The sequence below is a fragment of the Pantoea sp. C2G6 genome (assembly GCF_051336815.1).
GTDB lineage: Bacteria > Pseudomonadota > Gammaproteobacteria > Enterobacterales > Enterobacteriaceae > Pantoea.
The window spans coordinates 357,396-379,844 of record NZ_JBGMNJ010000002.1 but is presented as its reverse complement, the minus strand read 5'-3'; the positions used below and the strand labels follow the sequence as shown (position 1 = coordinate 379,844).

The 22,449-nt window shown below is 50.1% G+C and carries 21 protein-coding genes and 1 tRNA gene; 6 read left to right on the top strand and 16 right to left on the bottom strand.

All coding sequences use genetic code 11. The features are described 5' to 3' along the window. Positions 1 to 192: 192 nt before the first annotated feature. The 3 genes from ACCW71_RS05160 to ACCW71_RS05150 are packed head-to-tail and all read right to left on the bottom strand — an operon-like array spanning position 193 to position 3,682. Positions 193 to 1,218 (bottom strand): ABC transporter permease, encoded by a 1,026-nt coding sequence (locus ACCW71_RS05160; RefSeq protein ID WP_436370169.1) that lies wholly within the window; start codon positions 1,216 to 1,218, stop codon positions 193 to 195. A 23-nt stretch (positions 1,219 to 1,241) separates the two neighbouring features. Further along, positions 1,242 to 2,726: a sugar ABC transporter ATP-binding protein gene (locus ACCW71_RS05155; RefSeq protein ID WP_436370008.1), complete on the bottom strand. Its 1,485-nt coding sequence runs from the start codon at positions 2,724 to 2,726 to the stop codon at positions 1,242 to 1,244. Between the two features lie 32 nt (positions 2,727 to 2,758). Beyond that, entirely contained in the window at positions 2,759 to 3,682 is a 924-nt protein-coding gene (locus ACCW71_RS05150) for a sugar ABC transporter substrate-binding protein (RefSeq protein ID WP_436370007.1), read from the bottom strand. A gap of 504 nt (positions 3,683 to 4,186) precedes the next feature. Here ACCW71_RS05150 and ACCW71_RS05145 point away from each other — a divergent pair. Beyond that, positions 4,187 to 4,262: transfer RNA gene (locus ACCW71_RS05145), tRNA-Asn, on the top strand. Between the two features lie 221 nt (positions 4,263 to 4,483). Here ACCW71_RS05145 and ACCW71_RS05140 read toward each other — a convergent pair. Genes ACCW71_RS05140 through ACCW71_RS05125 form a run of 4 tightly spaced genes read right to left on the bottom strand, consistent with a single transcriptional unit; the run spans position 4,484 to position 9,489 of the window. Beyond that, entirely contained in the window at positions 4,484 to 5,866 is a 1,383-nt protein-coding gene (locus tag ACCW71_RS05140; RefSeq protein ID WP_436370006.1) for an MFS transporter, read from the bottom strand. 28 nt (positions 5,867 to 5,894) lie between these two features. Continuing rightward, positions 5,895 to 6,875 carry a hypothetical protein gene (locus tag ACCW71_RS05135; protein WP_436370005.1) on the bottom strand — a complete coding sequence of 327 codons (981 nt, stop codon included), beginning with the start codon at positions 6,873 to 6,875 and terminating at the stop codon, positions 5,895 to 5,897. Then, positions 6,872 to 8,014 (bottom strand): hypothetical protein, encoded by a 1,143-nt coding sequence (locus ACCW71_RS05130; protein ID WP_436370004.1) that lies wholly within the window; start codon positions 8,012 to 8,014, stop codon positions 6,872 to 6,874. The genes ACCW71_RS05135 and ACCW71_RS05130 overlap by 4 nt, the downstream gene beginning before the upstream one ends. Positions 8,015 to 8,061: 47 nt before the next feature. Then, complete coding sequence (locus ACCW71_RS05125; protein ID WP_436370003.1) at positions 8,062 to 9,489, bottom strand: bifunctional 2-methylcitrate dehydratase/aconitate hydratase; 1,428 nt, start codon at positions 9,487 to 9,489, stop codon at positions 8,062 to 8,064. A gap of 465 nt (positions 9,490 to 9,954) precedes the next feature. Here ACCW71_RS05125 and ACCW71_RS05120 point away from each other — a divergent pair, with 465 nt between their 5' ends. Then, a complete protein-coding gene (locus ACCW71_RS05120) occupies positions 9,955 to 10,842 on the top strand; it encodes a LysR family transcriptional regulator (RefSeq protein WP_436370002.1) in 888 nt (295 codons plus the stop codon). A 155-nt stretch (positions 10,843 to 10,997) separates the two neighbouring features. Here the strand turns inward: ACCW71_RS05120 and ACCW71_RS05115 are convergent, their stop codons facing one another. The 5 genes from ACCW71_RS05115 to ACCW71_RS05095 all read right to left on the bottom strand — a co-directional run bounded on the left by ACCW71_RS05115 (position 10,998) and on the right by ACCW71_RS05095 (position 15,048). Next, positions 10,998 to 12,209, bottom strand: coding sequence for an acyltransferase family protein (locus ACCW71_RS05115; RefSeq protein WP_436370001.1), 1,212 nt, complete (start codon positions 12,207 to 12,209; stop codon positions 10,998 to 11,000). 174 nt (positions 12,210 to 12,383) lie between these two features. After that, positions 12,384 to 13,220 (bottom strand): MBL fold metallo-hydrolase, encoded by an 837-nt coding sequence (locus tag ACCW71_RS05110; protein ID WP_436370000.1) that lies wholly within the window; start codon positions 13,218 to 13,220, stop codon positions 12,384 to 12,386. A gap of 10 nt (positions 13,221 to 13,230) precedes the next feature. Then, on the bottom strand, positions 13,231 to 13,557 hold the full coding sequence (locus ACCW71_RS05105) for a hypothetical protein (protein WP_436369999.1): 327 nt from the start codon (positions 13,555 to 13,557) through the stop codon (positions 13,231 to 13,233). Positions 13,558 to 13,582: 25 nt separating this feature from the next. After that, complete coding sequence (locus ACCW71_RS05100; RefSeq protein WP_436369998.1) at positions 13,583 to 14,164, bottom strand: peptidylprolyl isomerase; 582 nt, start codon at positions 14,162 to 14,164, stop codon at positions 13,583 to 13,585. Between the two features lie 101 nt (positions 14,165 to 14,265). Then, positions 14,266 to 15,048, bottom strand: a complete 783-nt coding sequence (locus ACCW71_RS05095) for an alpha/beta fold hydrolase (RefSeq protein WP_436369997.1) — start codon at positions 15,046 to 15,048, stop codon at positions 14,266 to 14,268. Positions 15,049 to 16,330: 1,282 nt separating this feature from the next. Here ACCW71_RS05095 and ACCW71_RS05090 point away from each other — a divergent pair. The 3 genes from ACCW71_RS05090 to ACCW71_RS05080 all read left to right on the top strand — a co-directional run bounded on the left by ACCW71_RS05090 (position 16,331) and on the right by ACCW71_RS05080 (position 20,059). Beyond that, positions 16,331 to 18,253, top strand: a complete 1,923-nt coding sequence (locus tag ACCW71_RS05090; protein ID WP_436369996.1) for a methyl-accepting chemotaxis protein — start codon at positions 16,331 to 16,333, stop codon at positions 18,251 to 18,253. Between the two features lie 399 nt (positions 18,254 to 18,652). Further along, entirely contained in the window at positions 18,653 to 19,342 is a 690-nt protein-coding gene (locus ACCW71_RS05085) for a hypothetical protein (protein ID WP_436369995.1), read from the top strand. 237 nt (positions 19,343 to 19,579) lie between these two features. Further along, entirely contained in the window at positions 19,580 to 20,059 is a 480-nt protein-coding gene (locus tag ACCW71_RS05080; protein WP_436369994.1) for an Hcp family type VI secretion system effector, read from the top strand. A 273-nt stretch (positions 20,060 to 20,332) separates the two neighbouring features. Here the strand turns inward: ACCW71_RS05080 and ACCW71_RS05075 are convergent, their stop codons facing one another. Further along, positions 20,333 to 20,593 (bottom strand): hypothetical protein, encoded by a 261-nt coding sequence (locus ACCW71_RS05075; protein WP_436369993.1) that lies wholly within the window; start codon positions 20,591 to 20,593, stop codon positions 20,333 to 20,335. A 295-nt stretch (positions 20,594 to 20,888) separates the two neighbouring features. On the opposite strand from ACCW71_RS05075, the gene ACCW71_RS05070 reads away from it, so the two are divergent. After that, positions 20,889 to 21,041, top strand: a complete 153-nt coding sequence (locus ACCW71_RS05070) for a hypothetical protein (protein WP_436369992.1) — start codon at positions 20,889 to 20,891, stop codon at positions 21,039 to 21,041. Between the two features lie 44 nt (positions 21,042 to 21,085). Here the strand turns inward: ACCW71_RS05070 and ACCW71_RS05065 are convergent, their stop codons facing one another. The 3 genes from ACCW71_RS05065 to ycgZ all read right to left on the bottom strand — a co-directional run bounded on the left by ACCW71_RS05065 (position 21,086) and on the right by ycgZ (position 21,986). Beyond that, entirely contained in the window at positions 21,086 to 21,337 is a 252-nt protein-coding gene (locus tag ACCW71_RS05065) for a biofilm/acid-resistance regulator YmgB/AriR (protein WP_436370167.1), read from the bottom strand. Positions 21,338 to 21,402: 65 nt separating this feature from the next. Further along, the gene (locus ACCW71_RS05060; RefSeq protein WP_436369991.1) at positions 21,403 to 21,678 is read right to left on the bottom strand and encodes a hypothetical protein; all 276 of its coding nucleotides are present in this window, start codon (positions 21,676 to 21,678) and stop codon (positions 21,403 to 21,405) included. Positions 21,679 to 21,746: 68 nt separating this feature from the next. Continuing rightward, positions 21,747 to 21,986, bottom strand: coding sequence for a regulatory protein YcgZ (ycgZ, locus tag ACCW71_RS05055; RefSeq protein ID WP_436369990.1), 240 nt, complete (start codon positions 21,984 to 21,986; stop codon positions 21,747 to 21,749). Positions 21,987 to 22,449: the final 463 nt, after the last annotated feature.

Genomic DNA, 22,449 nt, shown 5'->3' with positions numbered 1-22,449 from the left:
ACAAGGTGTTCAGTTCTGGTGCAGTGAAAATGCCCTGCACCTGATAAAGGCTTGCGGAGCCTGAAGGGAAGCGTGATGAGAGGGGAAAAGATGTAACCGCTATCAGCGCGATTTCTTATCGCTGGCGAATCTGTAAGGCTAAAAAGCAACCGTTGCCCTCTCCCATATTCTGAAGAGGGCAACGCCTGCCCGTCAGCGTTTTTTGCGGTTGCGGTGCATGTCGATAGAGACCGCCGCCACAATAATCATCCCTTTGATGATGTCCTGAATGTAGGCATCGACGCCGACAAAGGTGAATCCGCTTTTAATCAGGCCGAGGATCACCGCGCCGATTAATGTGCCGGTGATGCGGCCCACCCCGCCCATCAGACTGCTGCCGCCGATCACGGCTGCGGCAATCGCATCCAGCTCGTAGGACATCCCCATACTTGACTGGCCGCTGCTGACGCGCGCCGCCAGTACCACGCCCGCCAGACCCGAAAGTGCGCCAGCAATGGTGTAGACGATGATCAGGTACTTATTAACGTTGATACCGGAGACTTTGGCGGAGGTCATGTTGCCGCCGATGGCGTAAACATATTTACCGTAGCGGGTATGTTTCAGCGCGATGTGGAACAGCAGCGCCACCACCAGGAAGATCACCACCGGCATCGCACCCTGCCCGATTGAGGTAAAGCCGTCGGAGAGGAAGCTGATCGGGTTGCCCTGAGTGTAATACTGCGCCAGACCGCGCGCCGACACCATCATCCCCAGCGTGGCGATAAACGGCGGAATACCGGTGCGGGTAATCAATACGCCATTCACCACGCCGCACAGCAGGCCGACGCCAATACCGGCGGCTACCGGGACTACCGCGGGCAGGTTAACCAGCGACGGATACATCGGTGACAGGCTGTCAGAGGTCTGCGCCAGGCTGGCAGCCACCACCGCCGTCAGGGCAATCACCGAGCCGGAAGAGAGATCGATACCGGTGGTAATAATCACCTGCGTCACGCCCACGGCGATAATCCCGATAATCGCGACCTGCAACACAATCAGGATCAGACGGTTGGTGTTGAGCAGAAAAGACTGGTCACGCACGTACCAGCCAAACATTTCAAAAATCAGCGCAATCCCCACCATCACCACAAAGATGCCGGTATCTTTCGGCAACTTATGGCGCAGACTGGCAAAAAAAGAGGGTTGCTGCGGGGCTGCCGGAGTGGCAGTGGCTTTCATATTGCTCATAGTGGTCTCGCGCCTCATTCGGATGCCAGCGACAAAATGGTTTCCTGATCGGCTTCTTCTTTATCGAGGATGCCGGTTATCCGCCCACCGTGCATCACCATCACCCGGTCGCTCATGCCCAGAATTTCCGGCAGCTCAGAGGAGACCATGATGATAGCCACGCCACGGTTAGCGAGTTCACTGATTAAGCGGTAAATCTCCGCTTTTGCGCCAACATCAATGCCGCGCGTCGGTTCGTCCAGAATCAGAATTTTCGGCTGCGCCAGCAGCCAGCGGGCGATCAGGACTTTCTGCTGATTACCACCGCTGAGGTTGTTGATGATCTGATCCATGGTCGGGGTTTTGATATTCAGACGACGGATCTGATCCATGCAGTCCTGCGCCATCTTCACATGGCTGACAAAGCCGCTTTTGCCGCTATATTCCGGCATGTTGACGATGCTCATGTTCTCCATCACCGACAGCACCAGAAACAGCCCGGACTTTTTACGGTCTTCGGTGAGGAACGCCATGCCCTTTTCAATCGCGGTTGAGGGGGAGTCGATGGTTACCGGGACGCCATCAATTAAGATCTCGCCACTGTCAAAGCTCTCCATGCCGAACAGGCTCTCCATCACCTCGCTGCGGCCAGCGCCCACCAGCCCGGCGACGCCGAGGATTTCACCCCGGCGCACGCTGAAACTGACATCGGTGAAACGATCTTTGCAGGTGAGATTGCGAACCGTCAGTACCTCTTCCCCGATAGCGCTGTTGAATTTCGGGAACAGCTGGGTCAGCTCGCGTCCCACCATCTGGGTGATCAGCGACTGGCGGGTATATTTCGCCGTCTGATCGCTGCCAATCCAGCTGCCGTCGCGGAAGATGCTGACCTCATCGGTGATGGTGAAAATCTCATCCATCTTATGGCTGATATAGATGATCGCTTTGCCCTGCTCACGCAGGTCGCGAATGATGGTAAACAGATGGGCGACTTCGGTTTCGGTCAGGGCGGAGGTGGGCTCATCCATGATCACGATGTCGGAATCCCAGGAGACCGCTTTGGCAATCTCAACCATCTGCTGCGACGCGATGCTCAGCTCACCCACCATCCGATCGGCTTTTAAGCGGATATTGAGGCGGTTCAGCAACGCCTGCGTCACCTGATTGAGCCGGGCGTGATCGACAAAGCCAAACTTCATCGGCTCACGGCCCAGCCAGATATTCTCGGCAACGGTCATATAGGGCACCAGATTCAGTTCCTGGTGGATCATTGAAATGCCGGAACGCAATGCGTCCATGGTGTCCTGAAACTGCACCGGCTCCCCTTTAATTCTGATGGTGCCCTTATCGGGACGATACATCCCGATAAGGCACTTCATTAAAGTGGATTTGCCCGCGCCATTTTCGCCCATCAAGGCATGTACCGTTCCCGGGCGCACCCGCAACGAAACGTTGTCGAGTGCTTTTACGCCGGGGAAGAACTTGCTGATGCCTTCGGCTTCAAGCGCAAAAGCGTTCATACATCACCTCCGTACCGCTGAGTCGTGAACGATTATTTCAGGTTACGATTGGTAAACTGATCCATGTTTTCTTTGGTAATCAGCTGGTAAGGGATGTTGATCACTTTCTGGACTTTCTCACCCTTGATCAGTTTCACCGCGGTCTGCACGGCACCTTCACCCTGACCCTGCGCATCCTGGAAGACCGTCGCGATCATCTTGCCCTGCTTCAGCATCTGCAACGCATCAGGGGTGCCGTCGACACCGGCGATCAGGATTTTGTTCGGGTTTTTACCCAGCGCCTGGAGGGCACCGATCGCCATTTCATCGTTGTTCGAGGCGATGGCATTGATCTCATCACCGGCGGTCATCCAGTTGCTGACCACATCCACCGCGTCGTTACGGGTAAATTTGGCGGTCTGTTTCTGCACGATTTTGATACCAGGGAATTTGGCGGCAACCTGCTCTACCCCTTTGGTACGATCGCGGGTGGCCTCATTCGCCAGATCGCCCATCAGGATGGCGACGTTACCTTTGCCGTTCATCGCTTTCGCCAGCGCTTCCATCTGTAAGCGCCCGGCCAGTTCAGAGTCGGAACCGACATAGGCCATTTTGCCGGTCAGCTCCGCCTGTGGCCGACGGTTAACAAACACCAGCGGGATACCCGCTTTGCTCGCCTGGTCCATAATCGGTTTCACCGCGTTGGTGTCGACCGGGTTGACGATCAGCGCGTCGACGCCCTGACCGATAAAGTTCTGCACCTGCTGTAACTGCTGTGAAACATCGCCTTTGGCATCCTCAACCTGCCCTTTGACGTTATCTTTTTGCATCTCTTTCTGCATGGCTGTGCGCAGAATGGTCAGAAAGTTGTCATCAAACAGCGCCATCGAGACACCCACCGAGAGATCTTTTGCCATAACCGCGGCAGGTAACATGCAGGCTAACAGTGAGGCGACAATCGTTTTTTTAATGTTCATAGGGACCCTTCTTATTTGTTAACTTGCTCAGCGGCTGTCGGTTGAATGAAAAATATCTTTTACATTCCTCCCGCCTGGCTGGCGTCTGTTTCAGGAAATTTGAGGTAAGACTTCAGGTTATGGCTATTTTTGTGATCGACCACTCCTTTTCACAATCACTTGATCTACAAACAGTTAGTTTCGAAATGTCGTTTCACTTATCTGCAATGATGACGACCGTGATGATAAGCAGTTTATTTATTCCATAACTTCATGTTTTGAAATTTTTATCATAAAAGCACTGAAACGCCTGTTTTAACATCGCCAAATAACAAAAGTTTGACATGCATCTAACATCTGCGGAGAAATGGCCGCAAAGTGAGATCCTGTCGGCAGTTTGAAAAGCCAGCAAAATCGGGTAAAAATCGCCAATCCGCTGCTTTTACGAGCATCTGAACGCAATTCAGTAAACAGGGCTTTGACAAGCGGAAACGACGCCGTTAATATTCGCCCCGTCCCAACGATTCCTCTGTAGTTCAGTCGGTAGAACGGCGGACTGTTAATCCGTATGTCACTGGTTCGAGTCCAGTCAGAGGAGCCAGATTAAAAAAACCCGCTCAGGGAAACCTGAGCGGGTTTTTTGCTTTTGCGCTTTCGTGACTGGCGGAAAGTTATCCGCAGCGCGAGGGCTCACAGCCTGAGCCTGTCATCGGCATCCTCAGGCAGGCCGGAAACCCCCGGCCTGCACAGGACACGCTTCTCCTGCGGTTGCCTTTTACAGCCCCCTGATGACGGGGGCTGTAACGCTTTTAATGCCGTCGATCATCGATGCAGACGCAGCATGCTTGAGAGGGATGAAAGTGCTGAGAGCAGGCAGGCCAGACCAAAGAGATAAAGGGTAAAACGTGCGTCTGCACCCTCCGTCAGTCCATTCAACAATGCTATAACCATCGCCACCAGGGCCGCACCTATCGATTGCCCCGCGGTTCTGGCCGTCGATAACAGCCCTGACGCCGTCACAGTCCGGTTCGCGGCCACATTGGAGAACATCTCTTTATTGTTCGGCGGAAGAAAGAGTCCATAACCTATCCCGCATAGCGCTACACGCCAGATGAAATCATTCATCGCGGCTGCCGGGGGTAACATTGCCAGCGATCCTAAACCCAGGCTAAAAATCACGACGCCGACCGTTGAAATCTGGGTAGGGTTTAACCGATTCGACAGTCTGCCAGCAATCGGCGCACAGACCGCCACGGCAATCGGCCAGGGCGTAAAGATGAACGCCGACGCCAGTACAGAGTAGTGATAGGTATGCTGTAGTACAAAAGGCAGACCGACCAGCGCCATCCCCTGAGCAATAAACATGGAAAAGGAAGAGATGACAGCAAAGGAATAACGCCGTGAATGAAAGACATCCAGCGGCAGTAACGGATGTTTCGATCGTCTCTGCATAATGATGAAAATAGCCATCAATACGCCTGAAGCAACGCCACAAAGAATGAGCGTGTGGCTGTCCCAGCGCCCGATTTGATCGACAGCAACAACCATGAGGCCCATAGCCGCAGCGGACGTGACCGCGCCCCCCCAGTCAAAACCGCTCTCCCGTTCGTCATCAGTGCCGAGTGAGACCAGCGCGAACACGATTGCCACTATCCCCAACGGAATGTTGATATAAAACAACCAGGGCCAGTCGAGCCACGAGATAATCAGACCTCCCAACGCCGGACCGATGGCTGTGCCGACGGCAAAGGCCAGCGCATTCAGACCCAGAATGGTGCCTAACGCATTGGCTGGGAAAATCACCCGATAGAGACCTAACCCTACACTAATCATTACGGCATAACTCACTCCCTGAAGTATCCGCATGGCAACCAGCATGCCGAAAGTTGAAGAGAGGCTACAACCCAATGATGCCAGCGTAAACAACACCATTCCCGCGATATAGAAGCGCCGCTCCCCTATCCGCGAGCCCAGCGATGCGCAGATCAGCATCGTTGCAGCGCTGGCCACCTGATAGCCGTTGGTTACCCAGATGACCGAGGCTGAATCTACCTGTAACGCCTCAGCAATAGAGGGCAAGGAGATGTTAACAATGGAACCGTCCAGCGCGGCCATTACCACGCCGATGAGAATGGCCGCGGCCGCCAGATAGCGCCCTGGTGCTGCAAAACCTTGTTCTGTTCTATTACTGCTAACCAACGACATATCCCGAATATCCTTAAGTAAGTGGGCGTCACGCGCAGAGACTGGCTGTTTCGGCAACGGTTCCTTCGAGGTAGGCCAGCAATCCCAGCATCAGGACCTCTTCAGGGCTGGCAACAACAGGTGAACGCGGCGCTTTCCAGGACTGTTTACTGCCGTTGATGCGTATGCTTCTCAGGAAACAGTAGGTAGTCAGCACATAAAATCGGTTACGCACGCTCTCACCCATCAATGGCAGCAGACCTGAGATGCTGCCCAACTCAGGAATTTCAGTGAGAATATTTCCGTAGTCGGGTTTCGCCAGGACAAACATCAGGGCATCAGCCATAGGCACCACTTTGACCGCGTCCTTTACCTCTGCCGCCAACTCATGCCAGAAAGAAAAGGCAAATCGGGAGAAGCCAAAAAGCGGATCCAGGCCCCGAACTGAAAAGTCAGGATCGATAAAGCGTGTCTCAGCAAATTCCTCGTTATAAAGCACATTGCCGAAATGAAAATTGAAATGGGCTTTGTCCACCGACCTGAACTCTTCTGTCAGCGCCATTTTTAAGGCTTTTTCATAAACTTCTTGCGCGGTTGTGGTAAAGCTCGCTCCATTGAGAAGAACAGGTTTATCAAACAGTTCATGCGCAAAGCGCGTCCCTTCCCACTCCTCCCGCAATCTGTCGGCCATATCACTGACCATCACTGACGAGGTTTCTGATTCCAGGCTAATGGCTTCCTGTATTTTCTCCAGTGCGTTTCTCACGATCATTCTGCGCCCTGCCAGTGAGCGCTGCTCATCAAAAACGATGCCTGATAACGGCAGGGAATCCATTTTTTCAAGAATATAGAATTGCCGTCCCGCAGCCAGTCCGTCGTGTAACACCGGCACCATAAGTTGCGGATAAATAGCGTGTAACAGGCGAATCTGTTCGACTTCGGCTTTTATCTTGCCGTTAAACTGTTCGGATCTGGCTGTCTTCACAACAAAGCCTGAACTCAGAAAATCAACGGTATGGGAGCTTGTCATTTTTCAATCTCCTGGAAAGTGGCAACGGGCAGGCCGGACGCGATACTCCGTGCCACGGCACGGACGACTGCGCTGTAGCCAACAGTGTTATTAACAAAAGACTGGATAATGATTTCACTCAGATTCTGACTGGCCAGATGGGGGGGTCTGAGAGTAAGCAGATGATTCTGGTCGGTAAGGACGGTTGAACAGCGGCGTTCATAGGCATAGGCTCTGCTACCCAGAGGCGAACGCGAAGCTTTCACCACATGAGGATGGGTACTGTTTACCCTCTCTATCGCGGCCTCAATGAGACTGCTGGTTAACGCCCCTCCATCCCTGACGATAAAGCGATTGATCTGATACCCAGGGGCATGAACAGGCGCGCGTAATGAAACCGTATTTACCAGAGGTGCCCAGGGCATCACCTTATCCTGACTCATAGCGATCTGTGAAAAACTCGGGCGAAGATTGTCCCGGGCATCCTGCTGACGCCCCTCGAATGATCGGGTGCCAAGTACGCCATTTGGCGTATCCGGGTGCACAATATCGGTTTCTACCGACAGAATATGCGAAGCATTACAGTGAATGGCTCTGAGCGCATCGATAAGGACACGCAGTGAGGCATGCATCCCATTAGTCTGACAGGAACCCAGGCAATACATGCCCGAACTGACTACCTTACGGTCAATGGTGCCTATTTCGTCACGAGTCAGATCTTCCAGACAACCATAGATGCTGGGCAACGCATTGGCTTCTGCAACACCCAGCACAACATCGGCAAGTTCCTGCATGTTACGGGCAACAGGGCTGTTCTTATCCATGTCGAGCTTGCTGGTTGCAATAAAGCCAATGTCGAAGCGGCCTGCTTGCGGAGGAGTTACTTTAGCAAGATCGCCAAAGAAAAAGTTAACCTCGCGTTCATGAATGCGGAGCGTTTCATCGTTGATAACAGTGATGTGGGACTGTATGCCTGGATATGCCATGGCAAGACGGGCCACGATGCCATCAATAGGACGCAACTCAGGATAATGTTTGTCCAGTGAAGGGGGATTCGTCACCACGGTCTGAATAATAAATCCATCCTTCTCAGGATCGTTCTGAATCAGAAGGTTCGCGCCAATTTCCGCGCCACAGCCTGCCAGTATTGCTTTTTTCATCTCTTACTCCGAACTTGATAATTAACTGAAAGAGTTTCAGGGGCGAATTAGTTCCAGGAGAACAATTTCAAAAAATCGGTGACGGTCATGGCATCGAGCTTCGATTCAGACGTCAGGATCCCGGCCAGCGCAGGAGAACGATCACGTAATGGGCTACCTGAAAGATTCAGATGGAATTTTGTCAGCAATGCGTCGAAACACTCTTCACGCCGACGAACATGCCCGAGCGGATATTCAATGGTTTCAGTGAACTCTTCATCCCTGCCGTAACATTTCAGGAAAAGTGAATTCGGAATGGCGCGCTTTTCTGGATCGTAATAACTCTCAGTAAATGAAGGGCGTTCCGTACAGGTAATTTTCAGGCGCAATGCTTCCAGGTGCGGATCAGAAGCGAGAGGATCATGGAAATCATTAATAGTGAGGTTGCCGGTTTGCAGTCCTACCGCAACCATGTATTGCAGGCAGTGGTCGCGATCCGCAGAATTTTTCATCGGGCCGGATTTATCAATAATCTGCATGGCCGGGCGCGTTGTTTCCACTCGCACAGACTCAATGCTCTCAGGGGAAAAACCCGCCGCAAGAATATGTGTGCGCAAGTTTATAGCCGCTTCCACTGCTGTCTGAGCATGGTATTCGGCCGGATTAGGGACTTTGAACAAGATATTTTTGATGACGAAATCGGATAAACTACGCGACAGATTAAGGGGATTGCCTCTTAGCACAGCCTCGTCGAATCCCCAGCGACTGGCCGTCAGCGCAGTGGGATACCCCATTTCTCCGGTTTGTGCGAATAGCGCCAGTTGCAGACCACGCGCCGTTGCATCTCCCGCAGCCCACGACTTACGAGTCCCCGCATTGGGCGCATGCCGGTAAGTTCTGAGCGAATGACCATCAATAACAGCGTTTGACAGCGCACTCAGCGCCTGATCTTTTGACAAGCCCATGAGTTGTGCTGAAGCGATAGCAGAAGCCATTTTAACCAGCACCACATGGTCGATACCCAGCGCATTAAAGCAGTTTGACAGACATAGCACGCCGTGGATTTCGTAGGTACGAATCATCGTATTCAAAACCGCGGTCATATTAATGCCCGGTTGATGGGTGTCCGCGAGGCTGTGCCAGGCGGCCGCGGCCAGAATTGCCCCCAGGTTATCAGAGGGATGCCCCCACTCCTGAGCCAGCCAGGTATCGTTAAACTCCAGCCAGCGAATCATGGAACCGATATGAAAAGCCGCCTCAACAGGCCCCAGTCTTAACGCTGTACCCGCAACAGGCACACCTTCATCACTCTTACTGAACTGAGCACCCTGCATTAGCCTCGTACAGTCAGCATCCGTCGAGGCTGCAATTGCGCAACCTATCGAATCAAGCAGGCAATAACGTGCCAGATATAAAGTCTCATCATCGAACGATGTCTGCTCGTAAGCGTAATCAACCAGTTGTACCAATACCTTATCGTACTCCGCGCCTGCCATGGTTTACCCCACAAATGAATAAGAATTTTCCAGAAAACTGATAATACAGACTCATCACATCAGAAAGTAATTTACAAAAATTGACAATCAATTGATTTATATAGAAATAGTTGTTTTCGCTTATTCAAAGCGTAAATGTCGGGGAATTAAAAGACCAGTGAATAAAACCGGGGTGCTCATCGAAAATATTGATGACCTGCCATCTCCAGGGGTAATAAAGGAGAATTTTGAGGCCTGAGAATGCGGATGAAATAGAAAGCAAAAAAGCAGAATCTATCGTGATATTTATTTAACCAGGATTAACATCTGTTTAACTAGCAATTGCATTGTTATCGGACCGAATTGTAGCCCCCCCTTTTTGGTTCACTTCCGCAGGCAGCTGCTGTAAAACGAGTGACAAATTTGTTAATAAAGAATATAAATAATTGCTGTAATGATAGACCACTTTCAAGCATGAGGTTTCAAATGAAGATAAGTGAGCTTCTTGCATTCGTGACAGTCGTGGAGACAGGGAACATAACCCAGGCAGCCGAACGTCTTAATCGTGTGCAATCGAGTATTTCCCACCGAATCAGGAGCCTGGAAGATAATCTGGATGTGACGTTATTAGATCGAAAAGCCGACGGATGTTCGCTGACGGCACAGGGTCAGATACTTTACGACTATGCGCGAAAAATATTAAACCTGGCAGATGATTGTAAAAACAACATTTCCTGCTCAAAAAACAGACAAATCAATATACGTATCGGTATAATTGAGTGCTTACCGCCCTATATTGTCAGTGCATTGATTGACCTGGGCCATGACCTGGGATGGAATATCGACATTTCAGTTGGAAATACCATCAGTTTGCTGAAAGCCTTTGACCATAATGAGTTTGATGCCGTTATCATTGGCGCGGGATTTTCAAACACGCAACATACATCTTCTACGCTGCTTACCAGCGAGCTGGTTATTATTACCGAAAAAGATTATCCCGATATTAAAGATCTCTCTGCTCTGGATGGGGAGGTTTTCTTACTGAGTAGTAAAAAATGCGCAACAACTACGCGAAATTATAACCTGCTGTTCAATGAGGCCCGGATTACACCTAAGCGCGTGGTGGAATGCGGATCGTATCCGGTATTGTTCTCCAGCATCGCCGCAGGTAAAGGTGTGTCACTGGTATTACGTTGCTCAATCAGCAGCGAAGTACAGAATAAAATAAAAATTCATGAGCTTGACGGGCAGTTCAATGACTTCAGAATAGAGCTGGTTTATCGTACAGATGCAATGCAGATAGAAGGTACTAAATTCAAAGGTATTATGAACTCAGTGTTTCAGGACCCACGCCTGAATGCTCCTGGTTACTGAATTTTAACTGCTTTCTTTCCGATCCATCTTTATTAAAAAAACGCCTTAACAGAGAGCGGGTGAGCACACGTCCAACGTTTGCTCCCCTCTCCTGACAACCTGATTGCTAAACGGCTATGACTTTCATAACATCACGCTTAACTGCCCGGAGCACTTCACACCGTTTCAGGCAGAATAACCAACTTCTTCGCTCTGCACTTCTCCAGAATCCACTTCATCACGGGGACCTCAAAATATTTGTATAAAAATCCAGCGCATGAGACTGAAAGAATCAGCGCTACCGCGATAAGTGCCACGCCCTGAGGAAGGTCAAACTTTTTGCCTGCCGTCAGATTGAGAAAGTAGAAAAGCACAAGGAAATGAACCATGTAGAATGAATAGGATATTTCCCCTAACCATACTGACATTTTCGTGTTCAATGGTGTGTTCCGGTTTTTTAGGTCATCACCTGCCATCGAGATGATCAAAAGACAAACAGGAATAATGAAAACCACGCTCATGCTGAACTGATAAGGCAGATACATAGAACCGATGTAGGCGATTAAAAGCAGAGTCAGTGACGCTGTTTTCGTAAGGATCAATGCCCGACCGTTAATCAGCAACCGGGCAGCAAACATACCGGCAACAAACTCAAAGATACGCGATGGTGGAAAAATATAGGACACCCAGAAGTGGCGTTGAGAAATTGGAAAGGCACCCATTAAATGATTCGGTTCAACCCAATAGTAGATTCCGGTTTGTACCAGCAGGGATGCTAAGGTTACGATGATTAATCCCTGTAAATCATATTTTTCAGGTATCGCTTTCATTGCTCTGAAAAGAAAAGGGAAAGAAAGATAAAACATCGCTTCTATGCACAAAGACCAGCTCGGCCGGTTACCTACAAAGAAATAATGAACATCATCGACCCATGTGTTCAGTAAAAGCAGGTTCGAAAACCATAGCTTATACTGATATAGACTCACAGCACCAAGGATAAAGGCTATAATCCAGGTCAGACAATGTGTAGGGTAAATCTTTGCGAATCGCCGCAGATAAAAATCCCCTACGGTGTCATGGTTTTTGGCTGACCAGACCATGATAAATCCGCTAAGAATAAAGAAATATGAAACACCGAGCCACCCCGCTTTTCCAACAATCACGGTGAACACATGCTGAATAGTCGGATCTGAGAAGGGCGCAAGATCACTCGGCAGGGATGAATGAAATAAAAAAACCAGTAACGCAGCCCAGAACCGACTTCCGGTAAGGGATGGAAGCTTAGGTAACCAGGCTGAGCTCTCTTTTAGCGTTGGGCGTTCGCCCGATGACTTTCCTGTATCAGGATTAATATCGATAATGATCTCTTTATTGACTTCAGACTTCATAGCACCTCCCCAGGATATTATCCGATACCGGTAATTCTGTCCGATAGCAGATTGACGATGTAAAAAAACCCAGGGCAACGCGAAATGAAAAACCCCGGCCGAAAGCCCGCGATTTATCATGCGTTGCCGTACAAAAATAAGTTTTAACCGAGCGAATTAATCTGACATCTGAATTTATTCTTTATGCACAATACCGTATCCCGATTCACGTTTTTCGATATAGCCGAAAGCCTGTTCGCCGAAATGCATCCCCCCGACAAGCACCTTGTCTGAACTCACGGCCTCAAGCACGCCTGAACGTGTCTCAGCCGCCATCTGCGGATCATAGTCAAAGGCGATGGCCACTTCCGGCCTGCTGAGTTGAATATGCGGAAAATGAACAATATCCCCCCAGATTAACAGGCTGCTCTGATCTCCTTCAATCCGGTAACCTGTATGACCAGGGGTATGCCCTTTTAAAGGAATGGCAAAAATACCAGGAAACACCTCGCCACTTTCGATCAGACGAATTTTTTTCTGATACTTTTTGAATATGCTCCGTGCTAACAGGAAATTTCCTTTAATCCGGTCACTGACTGCTGCGAAATTTTCATCACTTTCGAGATAATTAAATTCATCGCTACTTATGATTAATTCCGCCCGGTTAAATACGGCTTCGCCTTCCGAATTTAACAATCCGCCAATATGGTCAGGGTGGGCGTGGGTCAGAAGCACAGCATCAATATTTTCGGGCTGTATGTTTAGTTTGCCAAGATTAGCTACCAATCTGCCGCCCCAGCCTTTCACTCCACCCGCGCCACTGTCGATAAGTATATTTCTACCATTACGGCGAACTAAAAATGTATTAATATGAACAGCATTCAACTCACTGATTTCTGCATCGCGCTGGATCTTCTCGCACTCTTTTTCATCAACATTTGAAAGCATGTTAAAGCCGACTTCAAGGTATCCATCGCTGAGTGCTATCACCCTTGTATTGCCAAGATCTCTTGCTGGAAAACTGGCGTTCATAAAATGCTCCTTAGTTCTTTCCATAAATATTACTCGCGTCAAAAGAAAAACAGCGAATCCTTGCTGAAACGCCCGTCATTTCCTTGATAAGTACATCAACCTGCTGCATGAATTCTTCCATCAGATCGGCCGTTCTGAACAGTTCCTGCCTCAGCCTGGCTTCAAAATAAATGGGCGTGCCAAATCCTATCTCTGCGATGAGATAGCTGATATGAATATTGTTATGTTTAGCTTTGAGTATCTCTTGTGCAAGACCCGCTAAGGCCGTTGAAAATTTTGCACAGGATTCACCATCAAACCGATAACTTTCTGATGTATACAGAGTAATACTGGGCATCCTGTAACGTCTCTCCGCAATGAAATTAACTCTCTGAAACCTGTTGAACTGATCTGACTGGTGCTAATCTTAAGCGCTTTATCAGCTCTGGATTTAACACCGCTCCCGTCTCATGCGATCCGCAGTGAAGTTGATCTACCAGCTCCATACCCCCTGTCACTTTGCCTAAAACTGTGTAGTTTTGGTCTAAATATCTGGCTCTGCCCGTGGTGATAAAAAACTGGTGGGCAGCGCTGTGTGGATGGCGTGATCTGGCCATACCGACCGTACCCCGCTCAAACGGCAGAGTGCTGAACTCAGCAGCCAGGGTCGGTAGCTGTCGCGGGTTGATTCGCGTCATATTCAATGGCTCACCCGTCTGTGCCATAAAGTCCTTCATAACACGCGCAAACGGCATGCCATCGTAAAATCTGGCCTGCACCAATGCTTTAATACGCTCGACATGCCGTGGTGCCAGATCGGAAAATAAACGGATGCTCACTATTCCGCTTTCAAGTTCCATCTCAAGGAGGTCGCTCTCCTGCATTGCTTCTTTAGATATAGCCGGGAGCATCATTGCTCCTGCGCACAGGCTTAGCCCCCCACCAATAAACATTCGACGATTCATCTGCTTTTCCCGATTCTGAATCTGGCTTTATCGCCCGTAATGCCCGATGCGCTGGTTCACTCTTTGCATTTATCTCGCAAGGTAACTGACTGCTTAACTGTTTAATGCCTTTTATCCACCTCTATAAAAGAGATAATTTCATTGGTTAGCGCTTCAGGCTGTTCGAAATTGGGTAAATGAGCCGCACCCGCCAGAGTATGCAATTGTGCGTTTCTTTTTCTGGCAAGCCGTTGCGCATAGTCCGGTGGCGTAAGCTGGTCCTCACTTCCTCTTACTACAACAGCTCTTATCCCCGGGATGTTCATGTCGGTTAAATCCGTATCAGCAATGGCATAAGAGCAACCGGCGAAGGCTTCGACGGTGGTCCGCCGTAGCATCTGCTTCATCCCGTCTGCATAGGGCGAGTCCAGGAATTTCGGCGTCACCCACTTACTTAAAATGCCCATTTCGAGATGTTCTATACCATGCTGGAATACATCTTCAGCCCGGGCGCGCCAGAGTGCCGGTGGCGCGGCATTTACCAGCGCCGTATCAACAATAATCATTCCCATCACTCTTGAAGGAATGGTGAAGCCAATCCATTGCGCGATGGTTCCCCCTATTGATACGCCAGCAACGTAGAAGGTATCAATGTGAAGATAATCCAGCGCTGCGATAACATCATCAGCCAGATCTGACATCGAAAACTCAAGCGCGTCGACGGCACTCAGTCCATGCCCGCGAATATCCAGACGAATGACACGATAGCGTTCAATCAGACGCGGCATTTGCAAATCCCAGAGGTGCAAATCTGTCCCCAGAGAGTGAAGAAGCACCAGAACCGGCGCATTTTCTGGCCCCTGCACATCTACATGCTGGGTTAATTTAAGTGGTCGAATAAACATTTAAGACGCCCTTTATTTTCCATCCCTTGTATTGCGCTGATAATCTGTACGCTACAAAACGGAAAATTCCTTTTTTATATCGAAAGGCTAACAAAACTCAGGATGGAGAGATGCTTTATTAAATAGATTACCCAGTTTGATGGAGTGAACTTACTACCCTTTAGCATTCATTCCTGCTGGTGCTATTATTAATAAAACAGTTCCCAGCCTGCCTCTAGTGAATAATTTCGATACAGCTATCGATTTTATCAATGTGGCTTTAATGGTCAGCCATGGCGGGCTGGACGATGCAGGTGTTAAACACGCAGCCTGTTATTTCCGGTGGCGATAATGTCTGATTGAAATCATTGTTGCGTCAGCGTCAAAGACAGGGGGCTGGCCGGGCATGTGAACGGGCAGATTCACCTCCCCGCTGGGTTTCGCCAGAAACAGGTTCAGCGATTGCAGTAAGGAGGTCTGTTAACGGCATGGTATCCGCGCCAGCTAAAAAGTTATGACGGTCAGTAGCCTTCTCTTTCTGATATGGGTCAGGCGCTTACCGGCCTGCCTGACCTCAGCGGCATTAACGTTTTCAGGCTCTTTCTTCTCCCCCTGCCCCTCAACTCAGCGGCGCAGCTCATATCCCATCGGGTGCGGGTAAAGCAACCGTCGTCTGCCGTTGGCTCTGCACGGGATAATCAGGCGTAATCTCTGCTTTAGCGGACGCCAGCGATAAACAGGCGTACCCCAACGCCAGGGGATTTTCTGCTCTCTGACAGTCAGGCTGAGAAAAGGAAACTCTCACAGCGTGCGCTAATGTGCGCTGCTTCACATAAGCGTGACTATTTTTACCTGGACAGATCTGACAGGGATAATTTCTTTTGAGTCATCGGGTATGGCAAAGCCCGGCTGGCGAATAATGGGGAGTCATCCCATCAACTACGGGTGTTAATATTTAATTTCATTGTTTTTTCCTCTCTGGTTCGCTTCTCTCTCCGGCAGACAACCGCGTACCCTTCTGCTTTAAAATTAATACATTGATCATGATCAAAAAAAACAAACCAGAATAGAAAAAAAAGCAGTTAATAATTTATAGTTTATTATTTTCAATGGCTTACATATAAACCCTAATCTTTTAAGCCAGATAATCACCCGATGAAATACTAATCCTCTAATTAATTACCTCGTTAACTCAGCATAAATCAGATTAAAGGTTTATCAGCCCATGACGATAAGGAGATCACGATTGAGATTACTGATATTCCTCTATTTTGCTTCTGCTCTCTTACTAAAGGTAAAAACCATGGGCCTTTCTCAACGCATCTCTGATATTAAAATTGGCAAGAAATTGGGTGTCGGTTTTATCATCGTCATCGCAGCTTCTCTGGCCATTACGTTTCTTGCTTTTGACTGTTTCCGTAGTATTAAAGACAACTCAGCACGCCGTACCACCACGGTAGAGATGGTAAATACGTTGGGTAAAGCACGCCTGAACCGCACCCTCTTTCAGTACACCAAAGATCCAAAGTTTGCCGCACAGAACGCGCAGGCGCTGAAAGAGTTAGATGCCCTCTTCACCCAGTTGAATGGCTTTAAGTGGGATGAAACCGGGCAGCAGAAGGTCACGCTGTTAGGCCAGCTCTTGCAGGAGTATCAGGCGAAGCGGCAAAAATTTATCGCTTCGGCCCAGACCACCAGCACCGACTTTACGGCAATAAAACCGGATGCGTTGATTGCCATGGCGCATCAGCTTGAATCTCTGGATTTGACAACGTTACCCGATGCCGCCCTGCCGGTGATGCGTCTGACCGCAGCGCTGTTCGATGCGGCGAATCTTGAAAACGCCTTTCTTGATAAGCCCTCTGAAGCGAACAAAGCGGCGGTGATGACGGTGTTTACCGCCATTGATGGCCTGAGTAAGCAGCTTGACGGTTTTAACCATGCGGAGATCACCGCGATAACCGCCAATGTGGTGAGCACGCTGGCTCAACAGAGCCCGTTTTTCCCGCTCTATATAGAGGCGACAGAGCGCGAGAAGAGCGAATCGACCGGTCTGACCGCCGCCGCCGAGCGGCTGAATAGCGCAGTATCGGATACTTTCACCTATCAATCCGTACTGTCAGCGGAATTTATTAAACAGGCGGAGTGGCGTATTGCGTTAGCCGCGGTGATTTGTGTGGTGCTGAGTCTGCTGATCGCCTGGCGGATCACCCGTAACATCACGCTGCCACTGAAAGAAACGCTGAATGCCGCCCAGCGTATCGCCGGGGGCGATTTAACCATCTCACTTCAGACGACACGCGGTGATGAGTTAGGTCAGCTGATGCAGGCGGTGGATGCGATGAATCTGAGTCTGCAAAACATCATCACTAACGTACGTGACGGTGTCGGCAGCGTGGCACGGGCGTCGGCGGAGATCGCAGCGGGTAACAGTGACCTTTCATCGCGCACAGAACAGCAGTCGGCCGCGGTGGTACAGACGGCTGCCAGCATGGAAGAGCTGTCGTCCACGGTGAAACAGAACGCCGAAAACGCGCATCATGCCAGCCAGCTGGCGACAGAGGCCTCCGTCAATGCCGGACGCGGCGGCGAGATTATTCGTGATGTTATCGTCACCATGAATAACATCAGCCAGAGTTCAGGGAAAATTGGCGAAATCATCAATGTGATTAACGGCATCTCCTTCCAGACCAATATCCTGGCCCTGAACGCGGCGGTTGAAGCCGCCCGTGCCGGCGAACAGGGACGCGGCTTTGCGGTGGTGGCCGGTGAGGTAAGGAATCTGGCGCAGCGCAGTTCACTGGCGGCTAAAGAGATTGAAACCCTGATTCGTGAGTCGCTTGACCGGGTGAATGATGGCTCTGAATTTGTGGAGCGCGCCGGGAATACCATGGAGGATATTGTGCGCTCTGTCAGCCAGGTTAAGGATATTATGGGTGAAATCGCTGCGGCCTCCGATGAGCAAAACCGCGGCATCTCTCAGATAGCCACCGCGATGGCTGAAATGGACACCACCACGCAACAGAACGCCGCGCTGGTTGAACAATCCTCTGCCGCGGCCAGTTCACTGGAGTCACAGGCAGATGAACTGGAGAAAACAGTGGCGGTGTTCCGTCTTGCCGGGGAGCGGAAAAGTACTGCCCAGGCCGCACCGCTGGTCACACCGCGTTTAGTCACCAGCACGCCAGCTCAGGCATCAGCCCATGGCAGCTGGGAAAGTTTTTAATCGCTGACCGGCAATATCATCCTGCCGGAAAGGTTTTGTAATAAGCCAGCCCTGAGTAACCGGGGCTGGCTTATATTGAGCAGAGATTTCACTCTCTGCTGAACCTCGCTAACGAAATCCACCCTTCTCTGCTCATCACCCGGATTATCGCGCAAAAATCCTGAAATTAATCTGATGCCCAGCCTGACAGAATAGCCCGCCGGGCAAACAACCTGTTTAATGGCCCAGGAAGATGACCTGTTTCATTCATTATCCCTGCGCAATAAAATCCCTATTATAGCAAGATCCATTACGCTGATATTTAACAGCTCCGGCTAACCGATAATCGCTGGTTTACTGATTAATCGGGAAGGCGTATTCTTCCTGACAGGATTCGACGTGATATAGCATGGAGCCGCTATGTATTACAGGGATGAAGTGATTCGTTATCTGCAAGCCTGTCATATTCTCGCCCTTAAACTTGACCATGCCTTATCGGGCGTGGCTGACGCCGTTTCGAATCAGATTGACACTCTCGGGGCTGGTGCAAAACGGGCGCTCTATTACACATCCTGTTTCACCGATGCGTATCAGGAAGTTTGCCAGCAACAGAAAATCGAGGATATCCGTTTCAAAAATGGCGTGATACATCTTCTTCAGCATGACAGCGTGGTCTTTGACATGCTCAGATTGTATTTTGCAGAGATATTAAGATATAAAACCTCCGATCAGCTAGAGCAGATCAAAAGAAAGTTAATGACGGTTAATATACATATTGCTGCAAGCTCGCTGACAAGCGCCGGATTTACCTTAGCTATTGCATCTGCCATCGCTATCGGATTGAACCTTAACCTTCAAATGACGGCATTGCTGGGGCAACGGACCGCAGGGATATTGACAGGGATCAGCGTATACGGCGTTATTCAAAAGGCAGCCGACAGTGCTCATCGCCTTCACTCTCTCTATCCCGCTTACTACACTGCGCTTTATGCCCAACAACTGGAAATGATGTACTTTCTAGTAGAGCCTTTGTTTGAGCGGGCAAATGCCTTCAGGCCGCCCTTATCAAATGATCGCATCGCAGACATCATCACCAGGATGATCCGCTAATCATGTTAAATAGTATGCAAAGAATATTCAGGCGATTATTCAGGTCATTGATTTCCTATTACGGCCCTACCGTACTGACTATCATCTTCGCGTTAGTACAGGCTTTTTTTCTTCCGGAAAGTCCTGTCTGGTTAATTCCTCTATTCTTCTTCATCACGATAGTTATCTTTTATCGTTATGTGAAATGGTAATGCTCATAAACCCGTTTATGCTGAATTATTTTATAAGGAAATCACGATGTCTGCTCCTGCACATTTATGGCTTGAAGATGAAAACGGCGCACCGATTACCGGTCCCTGTATCATGCCGCTGCGCACCGGCTCTATTGAGTTAAAATCTTTTTCCCACGGCGTAACCATTCCGGTTGACCCCAGTTGGGGAAAACTGACCGGACAGCGTGTTCACAAGCCGATTGTTATTGTTAAAGAGTTTGATGTGACAACTCCGCTGCTCTATCGCGCGGTGTGTGAAGGCCGGACTCTGAAAAAAGCCACAATAAAAATGTACCGCATTCTGGAATCCGGGGTGGAGTCAGACTATTTCAATATCATTCTGGAAGATGTCAAAATTACAACCGTTTCCCCCTATCTCGCGCCGAACGGAATAAGCAGTACGCATCAGGAAACGCTTGAATTACGCTATCGGGCGATTACCTGGAAACATAATCAAGGCAATATTTTCTACCGCGACAGCTGGAACGATCGTGTCTGTGCCTGATACCTGCGGCTTGCAAAGCGCTATGCAGCACCAGGCCTGTCCGGCAGCCCCTCTGGCACAAAGCCTGGCGGCGACAGGGAGCATGGATAAGGTGTGATTAAGAAGCGTGAGCATTGAGGCAGCCAGAACTCTGGCGCTGGCTGATGCGGATGAAGTGTCGTCCCTGACAGTTTCTCCGGCCGGTATACGCTCTCGCGTAACCGATGAGGTTGTTCGCTTCGTCGTTTTCCGGCCGGAGCCGGACTACGTCCACTGGCGTCAGTTCACTTACTGCTAGTTCAGCTCTTCGTTCAGGCCTGCAAGTGTTTGCAGGTAGGGCACTCGCTGTAGGGCTATCGCCGGTGACTCAAAACTCCGCAGCCAGTTTCTGGCCTGGGTAATTTGTATCATCCGGTCAGTGTTGTTTTCAGATTTGGCCATATGGCCAAGCTCGGTAAAAAGCGTGGCAACACTGATTTCCTTTTCACCCAATGCAAGGCTGAGTGCCGCTTCGCCAATAATGACGTGGCCTTTCTCGTCGTTTTGAAATAACACTGAAAATCCTCCATTAGTGGGAATTGATACCAACCTCACCAGAGACTGTAGTCGCAACACGCAGTTCTGCCCGGATTTGTTGCAAAAAAGCGGAAAAAAGAGAGAAAAAAGCGTTGAACAGGCGGTTTCGCCAGGCTTTTCCTGCGATGAGATCGTCGTGATAAGGGCGAAAACAGCGGTGTGGGGAAGGCGGGAATTTCTGCCGGGCAGCCAGTTTCAGATTGTTCTCTTTGCGCCCTGCCCTCCGCCTGCCAGGCTAATACCCTTTATCTCTGATGACTGAAAGGACGCCTCGATGAAACTCTCCATTCTCCTTACCCTGCTGGCCGCGACGGTCTGCTCCGTGTTCGCCGCACACGGCGGATTTGAATCACATCAGAGCCATAAAACGCAGCTGGTCACTCAGAGTGGTGAAGCGATAAGCGGAGAATCGGAGGAGAACCGGTAAAGCGGGCAGAGAGAGGCTCCGCGACAGGCGTCGCGGAGTGAAGATCAGATATTGTCATCCGGGGTGCGGCCGACCACGATCTCCAGGCAGCTGCGCAGCACGTCCATGCGCACAATATCGGTGGTACCTTCCAGTTCGCCAATCAGATAAAGAATAATTGCTTTGTTAGTCACTCTGCGGCCGCTGGCGACGATCGACTGGATAATCGTGCCCAGCACTTCTGCCTCTGGAGCCAGCTGATCGCCAGCGCTATGCAAAAAAGAGAGAACATCGGTTTCGGTGGCTGTCTGCTGCATCAAAGTTTGCTCCCTGCGGCGCGCAATATTCGCTTCGCGCTTCCGCCTTGCCCCGTCGGTCGGGGTCAGTGTCTGGTTGAGTCACTGTCACTGCCATGGCGAGTGAGAGTAACGACGTTGTCCGCTTCGCCGCCCCTGCGGGTGCCGCGCGAACGCATTTCGGCCTTCACTTCCTGAATCGCAAGCATTGCGGCCTGCGTACGATCCTCATCCAAACCTTCGGCGAGCTTAAGCTGGAGTTTGCCAAGCAGAGCACGCCAGGAAATGGCTTCGTCCGCTTCAAGTAACGCCAGTACCGCTTCACCAATGAGAATCTCGCTGAGCTTCTCTTTTTTATTCATATCTGATCGACTCACTGAAAGGGTAATCACCTGCCTGGCAACAATCTTCTGTTCCGGGCAGAAACCCGTCAGTCGCGCAGCAGCAGGGCGATTAACGTCTGCAAATGCTGCTCTTCATCCGGCGTTTCGGCCAGCTCCAGCCGGACCAGCAGCCGTGAACAGAGCGCTTTGCGGTTCAGGCTACGGCCTGAACGCAGGATCTCCACTACCACGGTTCCCAGCGTCTCCTGCTGCGAAGGCTGTGAGGCTTTAGTAAAAAAAGCGGCAATAAATTCTGACGAGTCAGGCGAGCGCAGATTCTGCTGCATGAACCACCCCTTGTTGTACATTAATTAAACGAAGAACGATAGGGCAAAGTTATACAAACCAGGCAAAGTTGTACAGAAATATTGTGCACAAAAAGGAACTTTTTTTTAGTGCTGTGATAATTTGTTTTCAGACAATCACTTATGAAACCATCTGATTTCTGAATATCAGGAAAAAAGGTGTACAACCGGTGTTAACCGGGAAAATATCCGCCCGCGTTGCAGGATGCGGTCGCCTCCAGCCACGGCATCACGCCCTGCCGGGTCGAGGCCAGAAAGAAATCTGGCGATCTATTTTCATTCAGCCTTCCCGCTTCGGTTTTCTCCAGCTACGCTTCGATAGCGGGCAATCAGGAAGCGTCTGCAAACGGCGGTGGATCTCTTCTCAGCGAAGGGGCGTCTGGCGATCATAATTCTGAGGGGGATGATGAAGCTGGCGCGGAGAACATCTGTTCTCTACCGGGAG